The organism is Nocardioides sp. S5, assembly GCF_017310035.1.
GTDB lineage: Bacteria > Actinomycetota > Actinomycetes > Propionibacteriales > Nocardioidaceae > Nocardioides.
Genome location: NZ_CP022296.1, coordinates 538312 through 561142 on the forward strand (window position 1 = coordinate 538312; position 22831 = coordinate 561142).

The 22831-nt window shown below is 72.7% G+C and carries 21 protein-coding genes and 1 riboswitch; of the genes, 12 read left to right on the forward strand and 9 right to left on the reverse strand.

Annotated features, from left to right (window positions below):
- Positions 1 to 39: 39 nt before the first annotated feature.
- Positions 40 to 819 (forward strand): sigma-70 family RNA polymerase sigma factor, encoded by a 780-nt coding sequence (locus CFI00_RS02710; protein ID WP_242532648.1) that lies wholly within the window; start codon positions 40 to 42, stop codon positions 817 to 819.
- Positions 820 to 829: 10 nt separating this feature from the next.
- Here the strand turns inward: CFI00_RS02710 and CFI00_RS02715 are convergent, their stop codons facing one another.
- A complete protein-coding gene (locus CFI00_RS02715; RefSeq protein ID WP_207083767.1) occupies positions 830 to 1402 on the reverse strand; it encodes a carboxymuconolactone decarboxylase family protein in 573 nt (190 codons plus the stop codon).
- A gap of 45 nt (positions 1403 to 1447) precedes the next feature.
- Here CFI00_RS02715 and CFI00_RS02720 point away from each other — a divergent pair, with 45 nt between their 5' ends.
- The 3 genes from CFI00_RS02720 (at position 1448) to CFI00_RS02730 (ending at position 4785) form a co-directional block, all read left to right on the forward strand.
- Positions 1448 to 1843: a hypothetical protein gene (locus CFI00_RS02720; protein ID WP_207083768.1), complete on the forward strand. Its 396-nt coding sequence runs from the start codon at positions 1448 to 1450 to the stop codon at positions 1841 to 1843.
- 43 nt (positions 1844 to 1886) lie between these two features.
- A complete protein-coding gene (locus tag CFI00_RS02725; protein WP_207083769.1) occupies positions 1887 to 2648 on the forward strand; it encodes a SurA N-terminal domain-containing protein in 762 nt (253 codons plus the stop codon).
- 121 nt (positions 2649 to 2769) lie between these two features.
- Complete coding sequence (locus CFI00_RS02730) at positions 2770 to 4785, forward strand: ATP-binding protein (protein WP_207083770.1); 2016 nt, start codon at positions 2770 to 2772, stop codon at positions 4783 to 4785.
- 21 nt (positions 4786 to 4806) lie between these two features.
- Here CFI00_RS02730 and icmF read toward each other — a convergent pair whose 3' ends face one another.
- The 3 genes from icmF to CFI00_RS02745 all read right to left on the reverse strand — a co-directional run bounded on the left by icmF (position 4807) and on the right by CFI00_RS02745 (position 9343).
- The gene (gene icmF / locus CFI00_RS02735) at positions 4807 to 8031 is read right to left on the reverse strand and encodes a fused isobutyryl-CoA mutase/GTPase IcmF (protein WP_207083771.1); all 3225 of its coding nucleotides are present in this window, start codon (positions 8029 to 8031) and stop codon (positions 4807 to 4809) included.
- A 67-nt stretch (positions 8032 to 8098) separates the two neighbouring features.
- Positions 8099 to 8590: a MarR family transcriptional regulator gene (locus CFI00_RS02740; RefSeq protein WP_207083772.1), complete on the reverse strand. Its 492-nt coding sequence runs from the start codon at positions 8588 to 8590 to the stop codon at positions 8099 to 8101.
- Positions 8591 to 8599: 9 nt separating this feature from the next.
- Positions 8600 to 9343 carry a helical backbone metal receptor gene (locus CFI00_RS02745; RefSeq protein WP_207083773.1) on the reverse strand — a complete coding sequence of 248 codons (744 nt, stop codon included), beginning with the start codon at positions 9341 to 9343 and terminating at the stop codon, positions 8600 to 8602.
- Between the two features lie 60 nt (positions 9344 to 9403).
- Between CFI00_RS02745 and CFI00_RS02750 the strand changes: the two genes are divergently transcribed.
- Together CFI00_RS02750 and CFI00_RS02755 are read left to right on the forward strand one after the other, a co-directional pair.
- On the forward strand, positions 9404 to 10165 hold the full coding sequence (locus CFI00_RS02750) for a hypothetical protein (RefSeq protein ID WP_207083774.1): 762 nt from the start codon (positions 9404 to 9406) through the stop codon (positions 10163 to 10165).
- Positions 10166 to 10200: 35 nt separating this feature from the next.
- Positions 10201 to 11340: an aldehyde dehydrogenase family protein gene (locus tag CFI00_RS02755; protein ID WP_207083775.1), complete on the forward strand. Its 1140-nt coding sequence runs from the start codon at positions 10201 to 10203 to the stop codon at positions 11338 to 11340.
- Here the strand turns inward: CFI00_RS02755 and CFI00_RS02760 are convergent.
- A complete protein-coding gene (locus CFI00_RS02760) occupies positions 11268 to 11720 on the reverse strand; it encodes a hypothetical protein (protein ID WP_207083776.1) in 453 nt (150 codons plus the stop codon). The two genes, CFI00_RS02755 and CFI00_RS02760, sit on opposite strands and share 73 nt — an antisense overlap.
- A gap of 289 nt (positions 11721 to 12009) precedes the next feature.
- Here CFI00_RS02760 and CFI00_RS02765 point away from each other — a divergent pair, with 289 nt between their 5' ends.
- Together CFI00_RS02765 and CFI00_RS02770 are read left to right on the forward strand one after the other, a co-directional pair.
- Complete coding sequence (locus tag CFI00_RS02765; RefSeq protein ID WP_207083777.1) at positions 12010 to 12288, forward strand: DUF4212 domain-containing protein; 279 nt, start codon at positions 12010 to 12012, stop codon at positions 12286 to 12288.
- Entirely contained in the window at positions 12285 to 13970 is a 1686-nt protein-coding gene (locus tag CFI00_RS02770) for a sodium:solute symporter family protein (RefSeq protein WP_207083778.1), read from the forward strand. The genes CFI00_RS02765 and CFI00_RS02770 overlap by 4 nt, the downstream gene beginning before the upstream one ends.
- 6 nt (positions 13971 to 13976) lie before the next feature.
- Here CFI00_RS02770 and CFI00_RS02775 read toward each other — a convergent pair whose 3' ends face one another.
- From CFI00_RS02775 to CFI00_RS02790, 4 genes are read right to left on the reverse strand one after another with little or no spacing between them, the layout of a single operon-like run.
- Positions 13977 to 14612, reverse strand: a complete 636-nt coding sequence (locus tag CFI00_RS02775) for a 3'-5' exonuclease (protein ID WP_207083779.1) — start codon at positions 14610 to 14612, stop codon at positions 13977 to 13979.
- On the reverse strand, positions 14609 to 16483 hold the full coding sequence (locus CFI00_RS02780) for a putative nucleotidyltransferase substrate binding domain-containing protein (RefSeq protein ID WP_207083780.1): 1875 nt from the start codon (positions 16481 to 16483) through the stop codon (positions 14609 to 14611). The genes CFI00_RS02775 and CFI00_RS02780 overlap by 4 nt, the downstream gene beginning before the upstream one ends.
- A gap of 26 nt (positions 16484 to 16509) precedes the next feature.
- On the reverse strand, positions 16510 to 16950 hold the full coding sequence (locus CFI00_RS02785) for a GNAT family N-acetyltransferase (RefSeq protein ID WP_207083781.1): 441 nt from the start codon (positions 16948 to 16950) through the stop codon (positions 16510 to 16512).
- On the reverse strand, positions 16947 to 17846 hold the full coding sequence (locus tag CFI00_RS02790) for an alpha/beta hydrolase (protein WP_207083782.1): 900 nt from the start codon (positions 17844 to 17846) through the stop codon (positions 16947 to 16949). The genes CFI00_RS02785 and CFI00_RS02790 overlap by 4 nt, the downstream gene beginning before the upstream one ends.
- A 40-nt stretch (positions 17847 to 17886) precedes the next feature.
- Positions 17887 to 17996: riboswitch (TPP riboswitch) on the forward strand.
- On the opposite strand from CFI00_RS02790, the gene CFI00_RS02795 reads away from it, so the two are divergent.
- From CFI00_RS02795 to CFI00_RS02810, 4 genes are all read left to right on the forward strand, one after another.
- Positions 17986 to 19083, forward strand: a complete 1098-nt coding sequence (locus CFI00_RS02795; RefSeq protein ID WP_207083783.1) for a thiamine ABC transporter substrate-binding protein — start codon at positions 17986 to 17988, stop codon at positions 19081 to 19083. Its footprint overlaps the riboswitch before it by 11 nt.
- Positions 19080 to 20714 (forward strand): iron ABC transporter permease, encoded by a 1635-nt coding sequence (locus CFI00_RS02800; protein ID WP_242532649.1) that lies wholly within the window; start codon positions 19080 to 19082, stop codon positions 20712 to 20714. Before CFI00_RS02795 ends, CFI00_RS02800 begins: the two co-directional genes overlap by 4 nt.
- Before the next feature lie 20 nt (positions 20715 to 20734).
- Positions 20735 to 21718: an ABC transporter ATP-binding protein gene (locus CFI00_RS02805; protein WP_242532650.1), complete on the forward strand. Its 984-nt coding sequence runs from the start codon at positions 20735 to 20737 to the stop codon at positions 21716 to 21718.
- A gap of 21 nt (positions 21719 to 21739) precedes the next feature.
- Positions 21740 to 22786, forward strand: a complete 1047-nt coding sequence (locus CFI00_RS02810) for a phosphatase PAP2 family protein (protein ID WP_242532651.1) — start codon at positions 21740 to 21742, stop codon at positions 22784 to 22786.
- The last annotated feature ends 45 nt before the right edge of the window (positions 22787 to 22831 follow it).

A 22831-nucleotide genomic window follows, 5' to 3' on the forward strand; every position in this document is an offset into this window, starting at 1 on the left:
AGACCACGGTGAGATCTTCTACGACCGGAAGGAATCCTCGTGGTCCCCGTGTCGAACGCCCCGCTGTACCTTGCCCCCACCTCCTCCACCACCGCGCCCGCCCCTGAGCCCGCGAGTGGGTCCGCCCCGGCGGACCGGCGTACGCCGGAGGAGCTCATCGCCCAGCACATCCCGCTGGCACGCTCGATGGCCGCCCGCTACCGCAACCGCGGCATCGACCTCGACGACCTCGAGCAGGTCGCCCTCCTCGGACTGACCAAGGCCGCCCGCCGCTTCGACGGCGACGCTGGTCACGACTTCCTGTCCTACGCCGTGCCCACCGTGCGTGGTGAGCTGCGCCGCCACTTCCGCGACGCCGGCTGGACGATCCGCCCGCCCCGACGCATCCAGGAGCTCCAGGCGCGGATCGCCGCTGCCCAGGAGGAGCTCGGCGGCAGGCTCGGTCGCTCACCGCGCCCCACCGAGATCGCCGCCCACCTCGGCGCCGAGCTCGACGACGTGGTCGAGGCGCTGGGCGCCGACGGCTGCTTCACGCCGACCTCGCTCGACGTCCCCGTCGGTGAGGGCGGCTCGCCGCTCGGTGAGCTGATGGGTGGCGAGGACCGGGACATCGCCCAGGCCGAGGCGCGCATCGTGCTCGCCCCGGTCGTACGCCTCCTGTCCCCGCGCGACCGGCGGATCGTGCACCTGCGGTTCTTCGACGAGCGCACGCAGCAGGAGATCGCCGACTCCGTCGGGCTCACGCAGGCGCAGGTCTCGCGGGTGCTCACCCGGATCCTCAAGGACCTGCGTGCCGAGCTCGCGGAGTCGGCCGCCTGACCCTTCGGCCTCAGCGCTGCTCGTCCGGCACCCCGACGTCGAAGACGTCGAGGAGCTGGGCGAGCGTGCGGTAGTAGCCGACCAGCACCACGAGCTCGGTGATCGTCGTGGTGCCGAGGTCCTCACGCAGCCGCGCGTAGACCTCGTCGTCGACGTGCGAGGTGTCCTCGAGCAGGCGTCGGCAGAAGCCGTACGCCGCCTGCTCGGTGGCGTCGAGGGACGTGAAGCGCCCGTCGGCCAGGGCCGCCAGCTCCGTGTCGTGGAGTCCGGCAGCCCGGCCGACGCGCGCGTGGGCCCACTGCTCGAAGGCGCTGTCGGTGGCCGCGGCGACCGACAGGATCGCGATCTCGCGCACCCGGTCGGACAGGCCCGTCGCGTAGCGCACCGCGCTGCCGAGCTCCTGCAGCGGAGCCCCGAGGGACGGCTCGTGGAGCAACACCTGGAACGGTCCCGTGAGGGCGCCGTCGGGCGTCGCGAGCGGGAAGTGCTGGGGCCCGTCGCCGCGCGGGCCGCCGAGGATCCGCTCCCTCAGCTCGCGCTGGGCGTCGGTCAGGTCGGTGGGGTCGAGGTCGGGCAGGCGCATGGGACCCAGCATGCCCGCAGTGGCGGGGTCCGGCATGCTGGGCGCATGCGCTTCACCGAGCACGAGCTGACCGTCGCCGTGACCGCGGCCGCCAAGGCCGTCGCCGGCGCGAAGGGGCGCCGGCGCGCCAGGGGTGAGGAGGCGTGGGAGGCGATGTCCAAGATCGAGCGCTACCACCTCCTCGAGGCCGTCGGCAGCCAGGTGCTGCCGGTCCTGCTCGCCCTGCCCGACATCGAGGTCCAGGCCGGCAGCCGGCCCACCTTCACCGACGCCCAGATCGCCAGCGCCGTCGAGGAGACCCTGGGCGAGAGCGGCGTCGGCCGGATCCGCCAGAAGGTGGCGGTCGCCGCGCGTCTCACCCTCGTGCGCACGGCCCTCGCGCAGCTGCCGGTGCGGCAGGACCCGGACGCGCTCGTCGTCCCGGACACGCTTCCGGACTGATCCTGAGGAGCGCGCTCAGGTTCGGTGCGTACGGTCGAGCGCGATGACTCACACCATGCGCACCCACCGAACCCGTACGTCCCTCGGCGCCCTCGCGGTCGCCGCGGTGCTGACCCTCTCGGCCTGCGGAGGCGGCGACGGTTCCTCCGCCGACGCGGACGCCTCGGCCGCCACGTCGAGCGACTCGGAGCAGTCCGACGCCGGTGCCGGGATTCCTGACGTCGTCGCCGAGGTCAACGGCGAGGAGGTCACCAAGGACGAGTTCGTCCCGATCTACGAGGCGCAGCTCGAGCAGGCCACCGCGCAGTCGCAGATGACCGGCGAGGCACCCGACGAGGAGGCGCTCAAGCAGGCCACCCTCGACGACCTCGTCGACACCGAGCTGCTCGCGCAGGAGGCGGAGGCCCGCGGGATCGAGGTCACGGACGAGGACGTCGACACCGAGCTCACCTCGCTCGCGGAGCAGAACGGGATGAAGACCGGCGAGGAGCTGCTCGCCGCCATCGCGCAGCAGGGCATGGACGAGGAGACCGCGCGCGCGCAGGTCGAGACGCAGGTCCTGGTCGAGCAGCTCGTCGAGGACGAGAGCGGGCCGTTCGAGCCGACCGAGAAGGAGCTGCGGGCGATCTACGACGACGCGAAGAAGCAGCAGGCGCAGTCGGAGCAGGGCGGCCAGCAGATCCCGCCGTTCGCCCAGGTGCGCAGCCAGCTCGTCGAGCAGGCCAGGGCGCAGGAGACCGGGTCGGTGGCCGGGGCGCTGGTGGAGGACCTGCGCGAGGCTGCGGAGATCACCGTCAACCTCTGACCCCGGGTTCGCCATGTTGCCCCCGCGTGGGGGCGCGAGGCACTACTGTGCCTCCCGTGTGTCCGTCCCGAGTGCGTCCGACCCGCGCCCGCACGCGCGCGGCGGCGCCTGTGAGCCGCCTGTGACGACCCGCCCGGCGCTGCCGCTGCGGTGGGCGATCGGGTTCGGCGTGCTGTACGCCGTGCTCGGCGTCGTGGCTCGGCTCACCGTGGTGGAGGGCCAGTCGGTCAGCCTGATCTGGCCCGGCGCCGGGGTGGCGATCCTGTGGCTGCTGGCGGAGGCCCCGCGCCGCCAGCGCTTCGTGCTGGTGCCGCTGCTGCTGCTGCACGCCGGGGTCGCCTGGGTGACGGCGGCTCCGCCGCTCGTGGTGCTCCTGGGCTCGGTGTCGGTCACGGTGCAGACCTGGCTGACCGTGGCCCTGCTGCGGCGCTGGTGCCCCACCCTGCTCGGCGCCGGCGGCACCGAGAGCTTCCGGTCCCCGCGGACGCTGTCCTACACGTGTGCCGCGGGCGTCCTGGGCAGCGTCGCGGGCGCCCTCCTCGGTGCCCTCGGCGTGTGGGCCGCCAACGGCAGCTGGGACCCGTGGGTCCCGCTGGCCTGGTTCGCCCGGCACTTCACCGGGATCCTCGTCGTGGGGTGCATCGGCCACCTGGCGTGGGAGTGGCACACCCAACGCGTCGCGCCGCGTGCTCGCGGCGGCCACCGTGCCGAGCTCGTCGTCCTCTGGGCCGTCTCCGCAGTGGCGGTCGCGGCGGTCTACTCCCAGCCGCTTCCGGTCGCGTTCCTCCTCATGCCCCTGTGCGTCTGGTCCGCGGCCCGGTTCCGGACCTTCCTCGCCGCCCTGCACGCCCTCGGGATCGGTGTCTCGGCGCTGGTGCTGACCCTGGTGGGGAAGGGGCCGACCATCGGCCTCGAGGACCCGGTCCAGGAGATCGTCGTCGCCCACGTCTTCCTGGTCGCGGTGCTCCTCACCGGGCTCGCCGTCGGCACGCTGGGCGACCGCATCGACGCGCTGGTCGTGCGGATGGGGCGTGCCCGCGCCCGCGCCGCCGAGCAGGCCGAGCTCCTCGCCGAGATGACCGAGAGCATGGACGAGGGCCTCGTCGTGCTCGCGCGCGACGGCTCGATCGAGCGCAGCAACGGCGCCAGCCGGCGCCTGGCCCAGCGCGTACGCCCCGGGGCCCCCGACGAGATCGCGCTCGTCGCGCTCGTGGACCTGATCCTCGACCCGGCCCCGCACCACACCGGTGCGTCCCGCGGCGAGCTCGGCGTGGGCGACGTGCAGGTGCCGCTGGACTCCGGCGACGAGCTCGTGCTCGCTGTGTCACGCACCGAGCTGGCCGACCAGGGCGACGGCCGCTCCGGAGTGCTGCTGGTCCTGAGCGAGGTGACCGAGCACCGCCGCGGGCTGCGCCCGCTGGTGAGCTTCGCCTCCACCGCCGCGCACGACCTGCGCGGGCCGCTCACCGCCATCCGGTCGTGGCTCGACCTCGCCGCCATGGACCTCGACCCGGCGAGCGACACCGCGGCGTCGGTCGAGCGCGCGCAGCGGGCAGCGGACCAGATGGCCGACCTCATCAACGACCTCCTGGCCCACGCGATGGCCGAGGCCGGCGACCTCGTCGCCTCCGACCTCGCGCTGGGTGGTCCGACCGGTGCGCTGGCCCAGGCGGTCGCGCTGCTCGGCCCCGACGACGTCCTCGAGGTGCCGGACGGGCTGCCGAGCGTGCACGCGGACGAGGTCGCCCTGCGCCAGCTCTTCGCCAACCTCGTCGGCAACGCGGTGAAGTACGCCCGGCCCGGCGTGCCTGCGGTCGTGCGGGTCCGGGCCGAGCGCCACGGTCCTCGCGTCATCGTGGAGGTCGAGGACAACGGTGTCGGTGTCGACGAGCGGGAGCGCGTCCTGATCTTCCAGCGCTTCCACCGCAGCGACACCGTGCGCGCCGGGTTCCGTGGCAACGGGATGGGTCTCTCCATCTGCCAGACCATCGTGCACCGCCACGGCGGCACCATCGAGTGCCTCGCGGCCGACCCCGGCCCCGGGTCGGTCTTCCGCTTCGACCTGCCCGCGGCCGCCTCGGGGGACGCACCCGAGACGCCGCCGCTGACGGTGCGCGACGTCCTCAGCCGCGCCTGAGCGCCCGGCCAGGTTTCGAGCTCAGACGTTGCGGCGGTACTGCCCGCCCACCTCGAAGAACGCCTCGGTCACCTGCTGCAGCGAGCACACGCGCGCGGCGTCCATGAGCACGGCGAAGACGTTGTCGCCCGAGACTGCGGCGTCCTTGAGCCGCGCCAGCGCCTGCTGGGCCTCGGCGCCGTGGGCGGCCTGGAAGGCCCGCACGCGGGAGAGCTGCGACTCCTTCTCGGCCTCGGTCGCGCGGGCCAGCTCGACCTCCTTCGGCTGGGCGTCCGCGGCCGACTCCTTGACGAAGGTGTTGACGCCGATGATCGGCAGCGACCCGTCGTGCTTGCGGTGCTCGTAGAGCATCGACTCGTCCTGGATGCGACCGCGCTGGTAGCCGGTCTCCATCGCGCCGAGCACGCCGCCGCGCTCGTTGATGCGGTCGAACTCCTCCAGGACAGCCGCCTCGACGAGGTCGGTCAGGTCGTCGATGACGAAGGACCCCTGGAGCGGGTTCTCGTTCATCGCCAGGCCCCACTCGCGGTTGATGATCAGCTGGATCGCGAGCGCGCGGCGTACGGAGTCCTCGGTGGGGGTGGTCACGGCCTCGTCGTAGGCGTTGGTGTGGAGGCTGTTGGCGTTGTCGTAGATCGCGATGAGTGCCTGCAGCGTGGTGCGGATGTCGTTGAAGTCCATCTCCTGCGCGTGCAGCGAGCGGCCGCTCGTCTGGACGTGGTACTTCAGCTTCTGCGAGCGCTCGGAGGCGCCGTACTTCTCCTTCATCGTCACCGCCCAGATGCGGCGCGCGACGCGGCCCAGGACGCTGTACTCGGGGTCCATGCCGTTGGAGAAGAAGAACGACAGGTTCGGCGCGAAGTCGTCGATGTCCATGCCGCGCGCGAGGTAGGCCTCGACGTAGGTGAAGCCGTTGGCGAGGGTGAACGCGAGCTGGCTGATGGGGTTCGCCCCGGCCTCGGCGATGTGGTAGCCGGAGATCGACACGGAGTAGAAGTTGCGCACCTGCCGCTCGATGAACCACTCCTGGATGTCAGCCATCATCCGCAGGGAGAACTCGGTGGAGAACAGACACGTGTTCTGCCCCTGGTCCTCCTTGAGGATGTCGGCCTGCACGGTGCCGCGGACGTTGGCGAGGGCGTACGCCTCGAGCTCGGCACGCTCGTCGTCGGTCGGCTCGCGGCCCTCGCGCTCGCGGAAGGCGTCGACCTGCTGGTCGATCGCGGTGTTGAGGAAGAACGCCAGCACCGTCGGGGCGGGGCCGTTGATCGTCATGCTCACCGACGTCGTGGGCGAGACCAGGTCGAAGCCGTCGTACAACGCCTTCATGTCCTCCAGCGTCGCCACGGAGACGCCGGAGGTGCCGACCTTGCCGTAGACGTCCGGGCGCGGGTCGGGGTCGCGGCCGTAGAGGGTCACGGAGTCGAACGCGGTGGACAGGCGGGTCGCGTCGTTGCCCTCGGAGAGGATCTTGAAGCGGCGGTTGGTGCGCGCCGGGTCGCCCTCGCCGGCGAACATGCGCGCCGGGTCCTCGTTGTCGCGCTTGAACGGGAAGACACCCGCGGTGAAGGGGAAGTAGCCCGGCAGGTTCTCGCCCCGCCAGAACGTCACCAGCGCGCCGTGGTCGGCGAAGCGCGGGAGCGAGACGCGCGGGATCTTGTTGCCGCTCAGCGACTCGCGGGTCAGCTTGGTGTGGATCTCGCGGTCGCGGACCGTCACCACCTGCTCGTCGCCGGAGTAGGACTCCACGACCGCCGGCCACCGCTCGACCTGGTCGGCGACCTCGTGGGGGACGGCCTTGCGGGCGGCCTCGAGCAGGGCCTCGACGGCGCCGGCGTCCCCGTCGGCGAGCTGGTCGGCGACCCACTGCACGCGCTGGAGGTTGCGCGCCGCCTCGGCCAGCTCGGTCGTCCGGGCGTGGTAGCCGCGGACGGTCTCGGTGATCTCGGCGAGGTAGCGCACCCGGTCGGCCGGCACGACCTGCCGGATGCCCGAGGAGTGGCGCACGTCGACGTGCGGCAGCGTGCCCTCGCTGACGGCCAGCCCGGCGTCGGCCAGCGCGGTGCGCAGGTGCTGGTAGAGCGCGGTGACGCCGTCGTCGTTGAAGGTCGCGGCGCTGGTGCCGAAGACCGGCATGTCGTCGGGCTGCTTGCCGAACGCCTCGCGGTTGCGGACCAGCTGGCGACCCACGTCGCGCAGCGCGTCCTTGGCGCCGCGGCGCTCGAACTTGTTGATCGCGACGGTGTCGGCGAAGTCGAGCATGTCGATCTTCTCCAGCTGCGAGGCGGCGCCGAACTCCGGCGTCATGACGTAGAGCGAGTGGTCGACCAGGGGAACGATGCCCGCGTCTCCCTGCCCGATGCCGGGGGTCTCGACGATGACGAGGTCGTGGCCGGCGGCCTTCATCACGTCGATCACGTCCCCGAGGTGGGCGGGCACCTCGTGCGCGCCGCGGGTCGCCAGCGAGCGGAAGAAGACCCGGTCGCCGTCGAGGGAGTTGGCGCGGATCCGGTCGCCGAGCAGCGCGCCGCCACCCTTGCGGCGCGTCGGGTCGACGGCGATGACGGCGATGCGCAGCTTGTCCTGCTGGTCGGTGCGGAAGCGGCGTACGACCTCGTCGGTGAGCGAGGACTTGCCCGAGCCGCCGGTGCCGGTGATGCCGAGGACCGGGACGACCCGGCGCGCGGCCGCGGACCGGATCTCCTCGAGCATCGCCTCGTCGAGGCGGCCGCCCTCGGCGCCGGTGACGGCGCGCGCCACGGCGAAGCGGTCGCCGGAGAGCACCTGCTCGGCGGTGACCGCGCTGTCGGACCAGAGGTCGATGTCGCAGTCGGCGACGACCGAGTTGATCATCCCGACCAGGCCCATCTTCTGGCCGTCCTCGGGGGAGAAGATCGTCACGCCCGACTCGCGCAGGCGCTGGATCTCGCGCGGGACGATCACGCCCCCGCCTCCACCCACCACGCGGACGTGGCCGGCGCCTTGGGCGCGCAGCGACTCCACGAGGTACTCGAAGTACTCCACGTGCCCGCCTTGGTAGGACGACACCGCCACGCCCTGCACGTCCTCCTCGAGCGCCGCGTCGACGACCTCCTGCACGGAGCGGTTGTGGCCGAGGTGGATGACCTCGCAGCCCTGGCTCATGAAGATCCGCCGCATGATGTTGATCGAGGCGTCGTGGCCGTCGAAGAGCGCGGACGCGGTGACGAGGCGGATCGGGTTCTCGGGGCGGTGCAGGTCGGCCATGCCTCGATAGTAGGACTTCCAAGTATTACGCGCGAGTACCCGGCGTCACAGCGGGAGGGGCGGCAGCTCAGGCAGAGTCGCCCAGGCCCTCCCGGAGGGCGGTGAGCCGGCCGGTCAGGTCGCGTACGTCGTCCGCGGGCAGGCCCGGCACCTCGAAGACCTCGGCGTTGAGCGCCGCCGTGGCCTCCTCGACCGCCTCGCGACCGGCATCGGTCAGCACGGCGCGTACGACGCGCTTGTCGGCCTCGCCGCGCACGCGCTCTACGTAGCCCTGCGCGACCAGCCGGTCGACCGCGTTGGTCACGCTCGTCGGGTGGACCTGGAGCAGCGAGCCCAGCCGTGACATCGGCATCGCCGCCTCGCGGGTGAAGGACAGCAGCCGCAGCACCTCGTAGCGGGCGAAGGTCAGGTCGCGCGGGCGGAGCACCGCGTCGATGCGCTCCATCAGCAGCTGGTGCGCGCGCACGACCGAGGTGACCATCGCCATCCCGTCGGCGGCGCCGGGCCAGCCGTGGGCGACCCACTGGCGGTGGGCCTCGCTGATCGGGTCGCGGGTCATGGCTGGAGGCTAACCATCGATCGCGGCCAGCATGGCGTACGCCTCGACCATCGCCGGGCCGTACCAGGTCAGCAGGCGGCCCGACACCAGCCGGGTCGGCGTCGTGAAGGCCTCCGGGCCGTCCTGGGCGGTGAAGACGTAGGGCTCGTCGGGCAGCAGCACGACGTCCGCCCCGGCGCCGTCGATCTCGGCGGGAGTGACAGTCGGGTAGCGCCCGTCCAGGTGGGCGAGGACATTGGCCAGCCCGGCCCGGGTGAGCAGGTCGTCGGTGTAGGTCGAGGAGCCGACCACCATCCACGGGTCGCGCCAGATCGGCACGGCCACCGACAGCCGGCGCGGTGCGGGAGTCGCCCACAGCGACCGCGCCTCGACGAGCCACGGCGGGTCCGCGAGGCCGAGGGCCTCGGTGAAGAGCCGCGACATCGAGACGAGCGATTCCTCGACCGTCTCGATGCGGGTGACCCACACGGTCACGCCGGCGTCGCGCAGGCGGCGTACGTCGAGCTCGCGGTTCTCCTCCTGGTTGGCCACGACGAGGTCGGGGGAGAGGGCCCGGATCGCCGCCAGGTCGGGGTTCTTGGTGCCGCGCACCCGCGCCACGTCGAGGTCGGCGGGGTGGGTGCACCAGTCGGTGGCGCCGACGACCCGGTCCGGCGCGGAGCCTGCGACCGCCTCGGTCAGCGACGGCACGAGGGAGACGATCCGGCGTGCCGGGCCGCTGAGGGGGACGTCGGCACCGAGGTCGTCGCGCATGGGTCGAGGGTAGGGCGTGTGCCCGTTGCGGCAGCTCCGGTGCCGGGTAGCGTCCTGTGGATGAGCGAGCAGCCGGAGGCCGTGCCGGGGCAGGCGCACCTGATGGCGTCGGTGAGGTTGGTCCCCCGCTGGTTCTCGGCCGTGGCGATCGGCTTCCTGGCGCTCTTCGCCCTCGGGATGCTCGCACTCGCCCTGGCCGACGACGGGGTGATGCGCTGGTCGGCCTGGGGGCTGTGCGCCGCCGCTGCGCTGTTGATGTGCTCCGCGGTGTCAGCACTGGTCGTGCCTCGCCGCGGGGGACCGGTCCACGGCGCCGACGGCACCACCACCTTCCTGTCGCCCGCGCTCACCGTGTGGCCACTCGTCGGCGCCTGGGCGGCGCTCCTGTGCGTCGCCGCGGTCTGGTCCTACGTCGCGGTCACCGACTTCGGCGAGCTCGAGGCACCGGGCTTCGCGCTGGCGACCATCGCGGGCGCGGTGGGCTCGCTGCCCGACCTCGCTCGTCTGGTCACCGGCCGCCTCCACCGCTGGCGACTCGTGATCGGTCCTGACTCTCTCACCTACCGGGGCTACCGCACCGACCAGACGTGGCCGTTGTCGAAGATCCACGGCGCCGGCTTCAATCCTCCGCGCTCGCTCCGTCGCCGCTCCGGCGACGACCGTCGGCTGGCCGGGGTGGTGATCGACCTCAAGGGTGCCGCGGCAGATCCGGTCGTCCCGATGGCCGCGTTCCGGGCCTCGCCCGCGACGATGGTCGAGGAGATCGAGCGGGCCAAGGCCGCCTGGTCACCTTGTCGCCGCCAACCCGGTCCGACCGGGTGATGGGACCTGCGACCCCGACGTGGTGGAGTTCTCCCATGAGCAAGCACGCCCGCTCCTCGGGACTGCCGGTCGACGGCGTCGAGGTCGCCACCGCCGAGGGATGGACGTTCCCGGCGCGCAACCCCGCAACGGGCGAGCGGCTGTGGGACGTCCCCGACGCCGGTGTCCCGGACGCGCAGGCCGCCGTGGCCGCCGCCCGCCGGGCCTACGACGAGACCACGTGGAGCACCGACACCGAGCTGCGCCGTGAGGCGCTCTCGCGGCTCCAGGACGCCCTCCGCGGGCGGTCCGACGACCTGGCCCTCCTGATCGCCACGGAGACCGGGGTCCCGGTCGGGCTCCGCGCCGCGCACGTCGACGCACCGATCGCCGGGATGCGCGGCGAGCCCGGGCCACCGCCCGCGCGACCGCCCGGCGTGACCGCGGTCGTCACCCCGTCGACCTCGCCGCTGGCCGTCGCGGTCGCCGAGGTCGGCCGGGTGCTGGTCGCGGGCGGGACGGTGGTGCTCAAGCCGGCACCCGAGACGGCGAGCGCAGCGCTCGAGCTCGGCCGCATCGCGCTCGACATCCTGCCGCGCGGCGTGCTCAACGTCCTCACCACCCGCGACGTCGACGTCGCGATCGCGCTCACCCTCGACCCGCGCGTCGACGACGTCTCCTTCACCGGATCGGCCTTCGCCGGCGAGCGGGTGCGCGAGGCCGCCGAGCGTGCCGGCAAGCGCGTACGCCTCGAGGTCGGCGGTCCGCGGTCGGTCCGCCTGACCGACGAGGACGACCTCGCCCCCGCCGTCTCCGCTGCGGCCGTCGCGGTGGCCGCGAACGCCGGCCAGGCGTGCCACGTGCCCGCCAGCGTCGTCGTGCCCGCCCACCGCTATGACGAGGCGCTGCGCGCGGCCGTCGACGCGATGACCGACGTCGTCGTGGGTGATCCGACCGAGCCCGCCACGGTGTGCGGGCCGCTGCGGTCGCCGGTCGCGCGCGACCGGGTGCTGCGCTACCTCGACCTCGCCCGCTCCGAGGGGGGCGACGTCGTGCTGGGCGGGCAGCGCCTCGACCGCCCCGGCTGGTGGGTCGCGCCGACGGTCATCGGCGGCCTGTCGCGTCAGTCCCGGCTGGTGCGCGAGGAGCTGCTCGGTCCGGTGCTCGTGGTGGTCGCTGCGGGACCGAACAGCTGAGCCGCCGCGGTGGCGCCGAGGACGCCCCCGCCGAGCACCAGCACCAGACCGGGGCCGGGGACCCAGCCGTTCATGCCGACCAGGGTGAGCAGGTGCAGCACCTGCCACACCGGGACGACCACGGCTGTGGCGGCGAAGACGGTCGCGTGCACTGCCGCCACCCGCCGGAGGGGGATCAGCACCGCCGCGAGGCCCAGCATCGCCGCGTAGAAGGTCCACAGCCCGGCGCCGCGTGCCCCGGACACCGACCCGACTGCGGTGTCGATCCAGGGGAGGAAGGAGCCGAGGAGCACCATGGTGACCGCACCGGCCAGCCGGCGTCTCGCCGGGTCGGGCCTGCGCCGCGCTCGGACTGCACTCGCCGCCGTTGCACCGCTCATGGGGCGACTGTACGGAACGCGCCGGGCCATCGGGCCGGAGTGAGGGGCGGCGCGTGGCGTCCCGCACGACGAACGGTCGCTGCCCTCGCGACGAACGGTCGGTCACGCACGACGAACGGCATCGACAGCGGGCTCGGCCGGCGGCCGACGGCGTCACTCCGCCATCGACCGACGGAATCCGACCGCTCGGCGAAAAGTGTGAGCAGCGTCACATCGTCCTGTTGACCCCGCTCACGCTGCGCTGTTTCGCTGCTGGACACGAAAGCCCGTCGTCAGCCAGGAGGACACCGTGGACGAACACCAGCGCCGGGAGTACTGGCGCCGCAATCTGAGACTGATGGCCGTGCTGCTCACCATCTGGGCGCTCGTGTCGTTCGGGGCGGGCATCTTGTTCGTCGAGCCCCTCAACGAGGTCGTGGTCGCCGGCTTCCCGCTCGGCTTCTGGTTCGCCCAGCAGGGCTCGATCATCACGTTCGTGATCCTCATCGCCGTCTACGTCACGCGGATGGACAAGCTCGACGCGGAGTACGGCATCGACGAGTACGAGGAGGAGGTGCACCACTCGTGAGCGACATCCAGACCTGGACCCTCGTCTTCGTCATCGTCACGTTCAGCATCTACATCATCGTCGCCTACCGCAGCCGCGTCAGCACGACGTCCGGCTTCTACGTCGCGGGCGGTGGCATCCCGGCACCCGCCAACGGCGCGGCCATCGCGGCCGACTGGATGAGTGCCGCCTCGTTCATCTCGATGGCCGGCATCATCGCCTTTGCCGGCAACGGCTACGGCGGGTCGGTCTACCTCATGGGCTGGACCGGCGGCTACGTGCTGCTCGCGCTGCTGCTGGCCCCCTACCTGCGGAAGTTCGGCAAGTACACGATCCCCGACTTCGTCGGTGACCGCTACAACGAGACCGCCCGGCTGGTCGCGGTGGTCGCCGCCATCGTGGTGTCCTTCGTCTACGTGGCCGGCCAGATGGCGGGCGTCGGCCTGGTCTTCACGCGGTTCCTCAAGGTGGACCCGACCACCGGCGTCATCATCGGCATGGCCATCGTGTTCTTCTACGCCGTCCTGGGCGGGATGAAGGGCATCACCTGGACCCAGGTGACGCAGTACACCGTGCTGATCATCGCCTACCTGATCCCCGCCGTGGCCGTCTCTGCGAAGGTGACCGACGTGCCGATCCCGCAGATCGGGTTCGGCACGATCCTCGCCGAGCTCGACGCGCTCCAGACCGAGCTCGGCATCCCGGAGTACACCGCCGCCTTCGGCAGCACGAACATGCTCAACATGCTGCTGATCACGGCGTCGCTGATGTTCGGCACCGCGGGGCTGCCGCACGTGATCGTGCGCTTCTACACCGCCAAGAGCGTGCGGGCCGCGCGCTACTCGGCGTTGTGGGCGCTGTTCTTCATCGCCCTGCTCTACACGACCGCCCCGTCGGTGGCGGCCTTCAGCAAGCTCCAGATCATCGAGGACGTCAACGGGACCGCGTTGAGCGACATGCCGTCGTGGTTCAACACCTGGTCGGAGGTCGGCCTCATCACGCAGGCCGACGGCTCGGCGATCTCGGCGCTCCCGGCGGGCACCACGGTCAACTACAGCGACATCCTCATCAACAACGACATCATCGTCCTGGCCTCGCCCGAGATCGGGGGCCTCCCGGCGCCGATCGTCGGCCTGGTGGCGGCCGGTGCCCTGGCCGCGGCGCTGTCCACGGCGTCCGGCCTCCTGCTGGTCATCTCCAGCGCGGTCGCGAACGACGTCTACTTCAAGAAGATCAACCCGCAGGCCACCGAGGCGCGCCAGCTCATGGTCGGTCGCATCGCGATGGGCGGGGCGATCGTGGTCGCCGGCTACCTCGGCATCAACCCGCCCGGATTCGTGGCCCAGGTCGTGGCGCTGGCCTTCGGGCTGGCAGCAGCGAGCTTCTTCCCGATCCTGGTGCTCGGGATCTTCTGGAAGAACTGCACGGCCATGGGCGCCACGGCGGGCATGGTGGCCGGACTCGTCACGACGATGGCCTACATGCTGTGGACGATCGACATCTACGGCAACGGAGCGGGCGTCTTCGGGATCCTGGAGACGGGCTTCGGCACGATCGGGATGCTGATCAACTTCGCAGTGACGATCATCGTGTCGCAGTTCACCCCGAAGCCCAGCCCGATCATGCAGGAGCTGGTCGAGGAGATCCGCTACCCCGGCCGGACCGAGCTCGTCGCCAAGCACGCGCAGGGCGAGGTGGGCTGACACCTTTCAACGACGTCCGCGCCACCAGGCCCTGAGGCGGTCGAGCCACGGCTCGCGTCGGCGTACGTCGCCCAGGCTGAGGGGGCCGCTCGCGCCGAGCTCCGCGGCCTGGGCGAGGTAGAGCTCGGCGCAGGCCAGCGCGTCACCCAGCGCGTCATGGGCTGCCGTCACCGGCAGCCCATGACGCGCTCGAGCCGCCCAGAGGCGGAGCTCCCCGGGGCCGACCTCGCCGTGACGGCCCAGGAGGCGCCGCTGGAGCTCCAGGGTGCACACGGCCGGAGGCAGGGCCGGTGGCTCGCCCACCGCGCGGAAGGCCGCGTCGAGGAAGGCCAGCTCGAACGGCGCGTGGTGGGCGAGGAGCACGCGTCCGGCCAGGGCGCGGCGCAGCTCGGCCAGCACCTCCGCGAGGGGCCGGCCCTCCTCGAGGTCGTCGTGGGTCAGGCCGTGGATGGTGACCGCATCGCCCGGGTCGTCATGGCGTACGACGTGGCGCCGGCCGCCGGAGAGGTCGATGCGCCCGCCGTCCACCGGAACCCAGCCCACGGCCAGCACGTGGTCGCGGGCGGCGGAGAGCCCGGTGGTCTCGAGGTCCACCGCGAGCAGGGACAGCTGGTCGACCGGGATCCGGTCGTCAGGTGTCATGTCATCTCGCGGACGGGATAGCGCAGTGCGATGGCACCCTGCGCGGACCGGATGACGCCGAACGCCGCCTTCAGGTGCCGCTTCTCGAAGTCGCTGAGCACCGACGGGTCGACCCAGTTGTCGGCCGGTCTCCCCGCGCGCACCTGGGCGACTTGGTGCCGCAGCCGCAGGTGCCCGAGGAACTCCCACGCGTCGCGCAGGTCGGCCGCCAGCGTCGGGCTCACGCGACCGGCGGCGACGGCGTCCTCGAGCCGGGCGAGGGTCGACATCGCCGACGACCCGCACGCCAGCCCGTGCAGGCGGGCGATCTCGACGATGGTGTTGATGCCGCCCCGCTTCACGTCCAGGGTGTCGCGGTGCTCCCCGGACCGGTCCACGACGAGCCCGCGGAAGAAGCCGAGCGGCGTGTGGTGCGACGCCGCGGCGGCCGCGAGGTGGGCCAGGAAGATCGGCGTGGCCCGCGCGGCCCGACGCTGGTGTGCCACCAGCGCTGCGGTCAGCTCGGGGTCGCCGTACTGGTGGCGCACGTCGAAGAACACGCTGGCCTCCAGGATCGCCTCCGGGGTGGGCGTGCCGACCCAGCTCGCGACGTGGACGTGCCAGGTGCCGAGCGGCTGGCGCCACCGGGGGTTCGTGGCCATCTTGTCCCCGCGGCACCGCGGGTAGCCGATGGTCTCCAGGCCGCTCGTGACCTGCTCGGCGAGCTCGGCGAAGTACGCCGCGTGCAGGTCGGGCACGTAGTCGTCGTGCAGCACCAGTGCGTGGTCCTGGTCGGGCGCCAGGGCCTGCTCGAAGCGGGCCCGGGAGCCCAGCGTGAGCCAGGCGTACGGCACCGGTGGCGGACCGAGCCCGGCCTCGGCGAGCGCGATGACCCGTTGCTCGATCGCGTCCCCGACGGTGGTGACGACGCGGCCGGCGTCGTGGGCCGACGTGCCCTGCCGGACGAGCCCGGCGACCACGCGCTGCAGGCGGCTCGCCAGGTCCGCGATGGTGGCGACGTCCGGCGCCTTGGCGATGTCGCCGACGAGGAAGACGGGGTTGGCCTGCTGCAGCCGGAGCAGGTCGGTGGCCGTGACCATGCCGACGGGTCGGTCGTCCTCGACCACCGGCAGGTGGTGGATGTTGCGGCGCACCAGCTCGAGCAGCGCCTCCAGGGCCGGGGCGTCGGGGTGGGCGGTCGCCGGGTCCGGCGTCATCACCGCGGACACGGGACCCGCCGGGTCCACCGAGGCGGCCAGCACCCGAGTGCGCAGGTCCCGGTCCGTCATGATGCCGACGAGGGCCTCCCCGTCGGTGACCAGCACCGAGGAGATCCGCTCCGCCGACATCAGCCGGGCCGCGTCCAGGACGGAGGCGTCGGCACGGATGCTCACCGGTCCCCGGGTCACCAGGTCGCCCACCGTCCCGGACAGCACCGACCGGTCGGCTCCGCTGACGTGCTCCCGCTGCCGGGCCACGGCGTCGCGCAGCATGCCGGCGCGGTGCTCGAAGAAGGCCGCGAAGTCGGTGTGCTGCCCACGGAGCTGGTGGAACAGGTCGGCGGGGAAGGCCAGGACGAGGGTGTCCTCGATCGCCCGGACGGTCACCGGCTGCGGCGTGCCGGTCGCCAGCGCGGCACCACCGACGCAGGTCCCGGCAGCTCCCCGCTCGACCAGCTCGCCGTCGGGGTCCCGGAGCTCGACGGCCCCCGACCTCACCACCAGCAGCTCGACCGGCGTGCTGCCCCGGGCCAGCACCACGCTGCCGCGGCGGTGGTAGCCGATGCTCAACCGGGGCGGGACCGACTCGAGGACGGCGGCCGGGAGGGAGTCGAAGGGGACGTGGGCGGCGAGGAAGTCCCTGATCTCCGCGAGCTCGACGTTGAGGGGCACGCTCCCATCATGACGACCGGAGCGGTCTAGCGCTGCGCCGCTCGGCGCATCGGCACGTGCATGATCCCGTCCTCGTCGAACTCGGGCCCGGCCACCTCGAAGCCGTGGTCGGCGTAGAACCCGGCCAGCGGGGTCTGCGCGTCGAGGCGCACCTCGCGGTCGCCGCACAGTGCCATCGCCTCGTCCATCAGCATCGCGGCGAGGCCGCGACCTCGGGCCGACCGGGCGACCACGACCCGGCCGATGCGTGCCCAGCCGCCGTCGTCGAGCACCCTCAGGGTGCCGAGGACCGCGTCGTCCTCGAGCAGCACGACGTGGCGCGTCGCCGGCTCGAGGTCGCGGCCGTCGAGGTCGGGGTAGGGGCAGTCCTGCTCGACCACGAAGACCTCCTGGCGCAGCCGCCACACGGCGTACGCCGTCCGCGGGTCCAGGTCGTCGACGGTGGTCGTCAGCACGCGGACGCTCATCGCAGGAAGTCCACGACCTGGGTGAAGGCGCGGCGAGCCTCCGGGATGAACGGGAGGAGGCCGTAGACGTGGAGCAGGTCGGGCTCCTCGATCGAGGTGAGGTCCCAGCCGGCCTCGGTGGCGCGCCGCGCCAGCAGCCGGCAGCCGGGGTGCAGCAGGTCGCGGGTGCCGTAGAGCATCAGCGCCTTCGGGAGCCCCGCCAGGTCGGCGAGGGCGGGGGAGACCTCGGGGCGGGCGAGGTCGGCCTCCGAGCCGGCCCACCACAGGGCGTACGCCTCGAGCTTGCTGTGGAACAGCCACGGGTCGACGGCGTCGACGTCGCGCGTCTCGGGCGTCGACGTCGTGAGGTCGACCCACGGTGCGTGCATCACCAGGTGCGTCGCGGGCGTCAGGCCGCGCTCGCGCACCGACAGCGCCATCGCGAGCGCCAGGCCGCCGCCGGCGGAGTCGCCGGCCAGCACGATGCCGCCCTCCTCGTCCGCCCAGCGCGCGGCGTCCGACACGAGCGCGTCGTGGGAGTCGGCCCAGGTGTGCTCGGGGGCGAGGGGGTAGTCGGGCATCACGACCCGGGCGCCGATGGCGTCGGCGAGCCGGGTGGCGTAGCGCACGTGGACCGCGTCGATCGGGGCCATGAAGGCGCCGCCGTGCACGTAGTAGAGCGTCCGGTGCACGTGGCGCAGGCGCGGGGTCAGGACGTGGCACGGGAAGCCGATGTCGGCGACCTCGACCTCCCACCTCTTCGCGAAGCCGGGCGTGCCGCGCGTGGGGAGGCTCCGGTCGAGGTCGCGGTGGCAGGCCTCGACCCGGGCCCGCTCCAGCGGCTCGGAGTCGAGGTCGCCGGCCCTGCGGAGGCGCGGGATGACGGAGGCCAGCAGGGCGTGGCGGAGGCTGGGCATGGGGTGAGCGTAGGGGCACCGGCCCCGGGGCTAGGCTGGTCCCACAAGACAGGGGAGCACGCGCAGGCGTGCTGAGAGTGCGGACCAGCCGCAGACCCTACGAACCTGATCCGGTTAGCACCGGCGATAGGGAGTCACCATGCACCGAACGACCGTCCGCGCTGCCCTCGCCACGGGCCTCACCCCGTTCCTGGCCGCGCTGCTGCTCACCAGCTGCAGCCTCACCGGGGGCGAGGCCACCGACCCGTCGACGTCCGCCCCCGATGGCGGGAGCAGTCCCGCCGGTGCGGCCGGCGGGACCGTCGTCCTCGCCACGCACGAGTCCTTCAACCTGCCGAAGAAGCTCGTGCGCTCCTTCGAGGACGAGACCGGCTACACCCTCGAGGTCCGCGCCGCCGGTGACGCCGGCACGCTCGCGACCAAGCTCAGCCTCACCGCCGACAACCCGATCGCCGACGCCGCCTTCGGCATCGACAACACCTTCGCGTCGCGACCGCTCGGCGAGGGTGCCTTCGCCGAGGTCACCACGTCGGTGACCCCGCCGGAGGAGTACGCGCTCCCCGAGGGCAGCGACCGCCTCGTCGCGATCGACTCCGCGAGCGTGTGCGTCAACGTCGACACCGCCTGGTTCGCCGAGGAGGGCCTGGAGCCCCCGCAGACGCTCGCCGACCTCACCGACCCGGCGTACGCCGACCTGCTCGTCACGCCCGGCGCCTCGACCAGCAGCCCGGGCATGGCCTTCTTCCTGGCCACCGTCGCCGAGCACGGCGACGACTGGGCGTCCTACTGGACCGACCTGCTCGCCAACGGCGCCAAGGTCGTCGACGGCTGGGAGGACGCCTACTACGGCGACTTCACCGCCGGCTCGAAGAACGGCACCCGCCCGATCGTGGTGTCCTACGACTCGTCCCCGGCCTTCACGGTGGCCGACGGGGAGACCACCACGGCCGCGCTCCTCGACACGTGCTTCCGCCAGGTGGAGTACGCCGGCGTGCTGGCCGGCGCCGACAACCCCGAGGGCGCAGCCGCGCTGATCGACTGGATGCTCACCGACGAGGTGCAGAGCGCGCTCCCGGAGTCGATGTACGTCTTCCCGGTGATGCCCGGTGCGACCGTCCCCGACGACTGGGCGCAGTTCGCGCCCCAGCCGACCGACCCCTACGAGGTGTCGCCGGAGGAGATCGCGGCCAACCGTGAGCAGTGGCTGACCGAGTGGACGGACGTCATCTCGCGTTGAGGCGCATCCTCGCCTTGCTGGCGCTGGCCGCCGGGCCGGTGCTGGTGCTCGGCGTGCTGTTCGTCCTGCCGGTGAGCGGCATGCTCGCGGAGGGCTTCGTCGTCGACGGCAGGCTGGCCCCGGGCGCGGTGCTCGAGGTGCTCGCCCGCCCGAGGGTCCACCGCGTCGCGTGGTTCACCGTGTGGAGCTCGGGCACGGCGACGCTGCTGGCGGTCGTCCTCGGGCTGCCCGCGGCGTACGCCCTGCACCGGCTCGCGCTGCCCGGACGGGCGGCGGTGCGCGCGGCGCTGCTGGTGCCCTTCGTGCTGCCGACCGTGGTGGTGGGCGTCGCGTTCCGCCAGCTGCTCGGGGAAGGCGGCCCGCTCGGGTTCCTCGGCCTCGACGGGACTCCGTTCGCGATCGTGTGCGGCCTGGTCTTCTTCAACGTCGCCGTCGTGGTGCGCACGGTCGGCGTCGCGTGGGAGTCGCTCGACCCCCGCCCGGGTCAGGCCGCCGCCGCCCTCGGCGCCTCGCCGTGGCAGGTGCTGCGCACCGTCACGCTGCCGGCGCTGCGCCCGGCGATCGTCGGCGCCGCGAGCATCGTCTTCCTCTTCTGCGCCACCGCCTTCGGCATCGTGCTCACCCTCGGCGGGGTCCGCCACGCGACGGTGGAGACCGAGATCTACCTCCTGACCACCACGGTCTTCGACCTGCGAGCGGCCGCCGCGCTGTCGGTGCTGCAGATCGTGGTGGTGGTACTCCTGCTCGCGATGGCGGCCCGGCTGCGCGCGACACCCGATCCGACGGCCCAGCGTGCCGTGACCCCGGTGCGCGCCGTACGCCGCAGTGACGCACCCGTCGTCGTCGCCACGCTGCTGGTGCTCGGCGCGATGCTCCTGCCGATCCTCACCCTGGTGGCCGGCTCGCTCAGCGTCGGCGACGGCTGGGGGCTGGACAACTACCGCGCCCTCACGACGGCCGGCGACAACCAGGCCCTGCTGGTTCCGGCGACGTCGGCGCTCGCCACCAGCCTCCGCACCGCCGTCGACGCGACGTGGATGGCGTTGCTCGTGGGCGTGCTGGTCTCGGTCATCGTCACGCGCCGCTCGCACTCGGTCGCCGAGCGTCGCGTGCGGTCGAGCCTCGACGGCTTCTTCATGCTGCCGCTGGGGGTGAGCGCAGTGACGCTCGGCTTCGGCTTCCTCATCACCCTCGACCAGCCGCCGCTGGACCTGCGCGACTCGCCGCTCCTGGTGCCGATGGCCCAGGCGCTCGTGGCGCTGCCCCTCGTCGTCCGCACCCTCACGCCCGTCCTCGGCGGCATCGACGACCGCCAGCGCCAGGCGGCTGCCTCCCTCGGTGCGTCGGCCTGGCGCACCCTGCTCACCGTCGACCTGCCGGTGGTGTGGAAGCCGATGCTCGCCGCGAGCGGCTTCGCCTTCGCCGCCTCGCTCGGCGAGTTCGGTGCGACGTCCTTCCTCGCCCGCGACGAGAGCCCGACGCTGCCGGTCGTGATCTTCCGGCTGATCGGCCACCCCGGGGAGATGAACTACGGCATGGCGCTCGCCGCCTCCGTCGTGCTCGCCGTCGCCACGGCCGTGGTGATGCTGGCCGTCGAACGGCTCCGGGTGCCGGGTGTGGGAGCGTTCTGATGGTGTTGAGGCTCCGGGACGTGACCGTCCGCTACGGCGATGCCGTCGCGGTCGACGACGTCTCGCTCGACCTCGCACCCGGCCAGGTGCTGGCCGTGCTCGGGCCGTCCGGCTGCGGCAAGTCGACCCTGCTGCGCGCGGTGGCCGGCCTCGAGCCGCTGTCGTCCGGCTCGATCTCCTTCGACGGCACCGACCTCGCCGGCACGCCGACCCACCGGCGCGGCTTCGCGCTGATGTTCCAGGACGGGCAGCTCTTCGCCCACCTCACGGTCGCCCGCAACGTCGCCTACGCGCTGCGGCTGCGGCGGACGCCGTCGGCCCGGGTCGCGGTGCGGGTGGACGAGCTGCTCGCGCTGGTGGGGCTCTCCGGATTCGGTGACCGGCTGCCCGGCACCCTCTCCGGCGGGGAGCGGCAGCGGGTCGCGCTGGCGCGGGCGCTGGCGGTCGAGCCGCGCCTGATCCTGCTCGACGAGCCGCTGTCGGCCCTCGACGCGACCCTGCGCGAGCGGCTCGCCGGGGACCTGCGCGAGATCCTCCACGCCGCCGGCACCACCGCGCTCCTCGTCACCCACGACCACGACGAGGCCTTCGCCCTGGCCGACCGGCTCGCGGTGATGCGTGGGGGCCGGGTCGTGCAGTCCGGCGACATCGACGAGGTGTGGCGCGAGCCGGTGGACGAGGACACCGCGCTCTTCCTCGGCTACGCCCGCGTGCTGCGCGACGACGCCGCCCGCCTCGTGCTGGAGGCCGCCGGTCTCGCGCCGGCGCCCGCGGTCGCCGTACGCCGCTCCGCGCTCGTCGTCGACGACGCCGGCCCGGTCCGCGCGCGCGTCGAGTCGGCCCGGGTGACGCCGGAGCAGGTGCGCCTGGTGGTGCACGTCGAGGGCGTCGGCCCGATCGACGCCGTGGCCGCGCTGGGCAGTCGGGTCGCGCCCGGCGACGAGGTCGCGGTGCGCGTGGACGTGACACGTCTCGCGGTCCTGCCGATCACGCCCGCTCCTTGACCCGTCCCTACACTGACCTCCGTGTACAGACCGGCCTATGCCCTGCTCGTGGGAGTCGCTGCCCTCATGGGCGCGCTCGCGCTGGTGGCCTCGATCGCACTCGATCGACCGCTGGTGGACCCCGAGGGCTTCCTCGGGCCGTCCTGGTTGCGGCTGCCGCTGCTCGTCCTCGGCGCCTTCCTGCTCGACCTGCTGCCGCGCACGCTGTGGTTCTCGCGGATGAAGCCCGCGCTGATGCCGGACATCGTCCGGGAGCGGATCCGGACCCACTGGGACCGCGAGCGGGTCGTGCTCGTCGTGCTCGGCCTGGTGTCCTTCTACATCACCTACGTCTGCTACCGGAACCTCAAGTCCTTCCTGCCCTTCATCATGGGCGAGGACAAGTACGACCGCGAGCTGCACCTCATCGACCGCGCGCTGATGTTCGGCAACGAGCCCGCCACGATCCTGCACACCATGTTCGGCACCGGGATCTCCGCGCACTTCCTCTCCACGATCTACCTGTGGTTCCTGCCGCTCGTGCCGCTGGCGCTCGCCGCGTGGCTGGTGTGGTCGCGCAACATCACCTTCGGCTACTGGTTCGCCACGTCGCAGTGCGTGGCGTGGGCGCTCGGCACCGCGTCCTACTACGCGCTGCCCACCCTCGGCCCCGGCTTCCAGTACAGCTACCTCTACACCGACCTGCCCGACACCGGCTCGACGGCGCTGATGGAAGCACTGTTCTACGGTCGCAAGGGCGTGCTGCGCGACGGGCTGGAGGGCTCCGTGCAGTCGGTGGCGGGATTCGCCTCCCTGCACGTGGCGATCACGCTGCTCGTCGCGTTGATGGTGCAGTACACGCTGCGCAACCGGATCCTCCACATCGTCTTCTGGGCCAACTTCGCCATCACCGTCGTGGCCACCCTCTACTTCGGCTGGCACTACATCGCCGACGACCTCGCCGGCGTCGTGATCGCGCTCTTCGCCTTCTGGATCGGCGGCCTGGCCAGCGGGCAGAAGTTCGACCGGCACGGGTTGGCGTCCCACCCGACCTCCACGACCCGCCAGGTGCCTGTCGACGCCGACTGACCCGAGCGTCGCGTTCCCCGGGTACCCGGGGAAACCCGAGCTTCA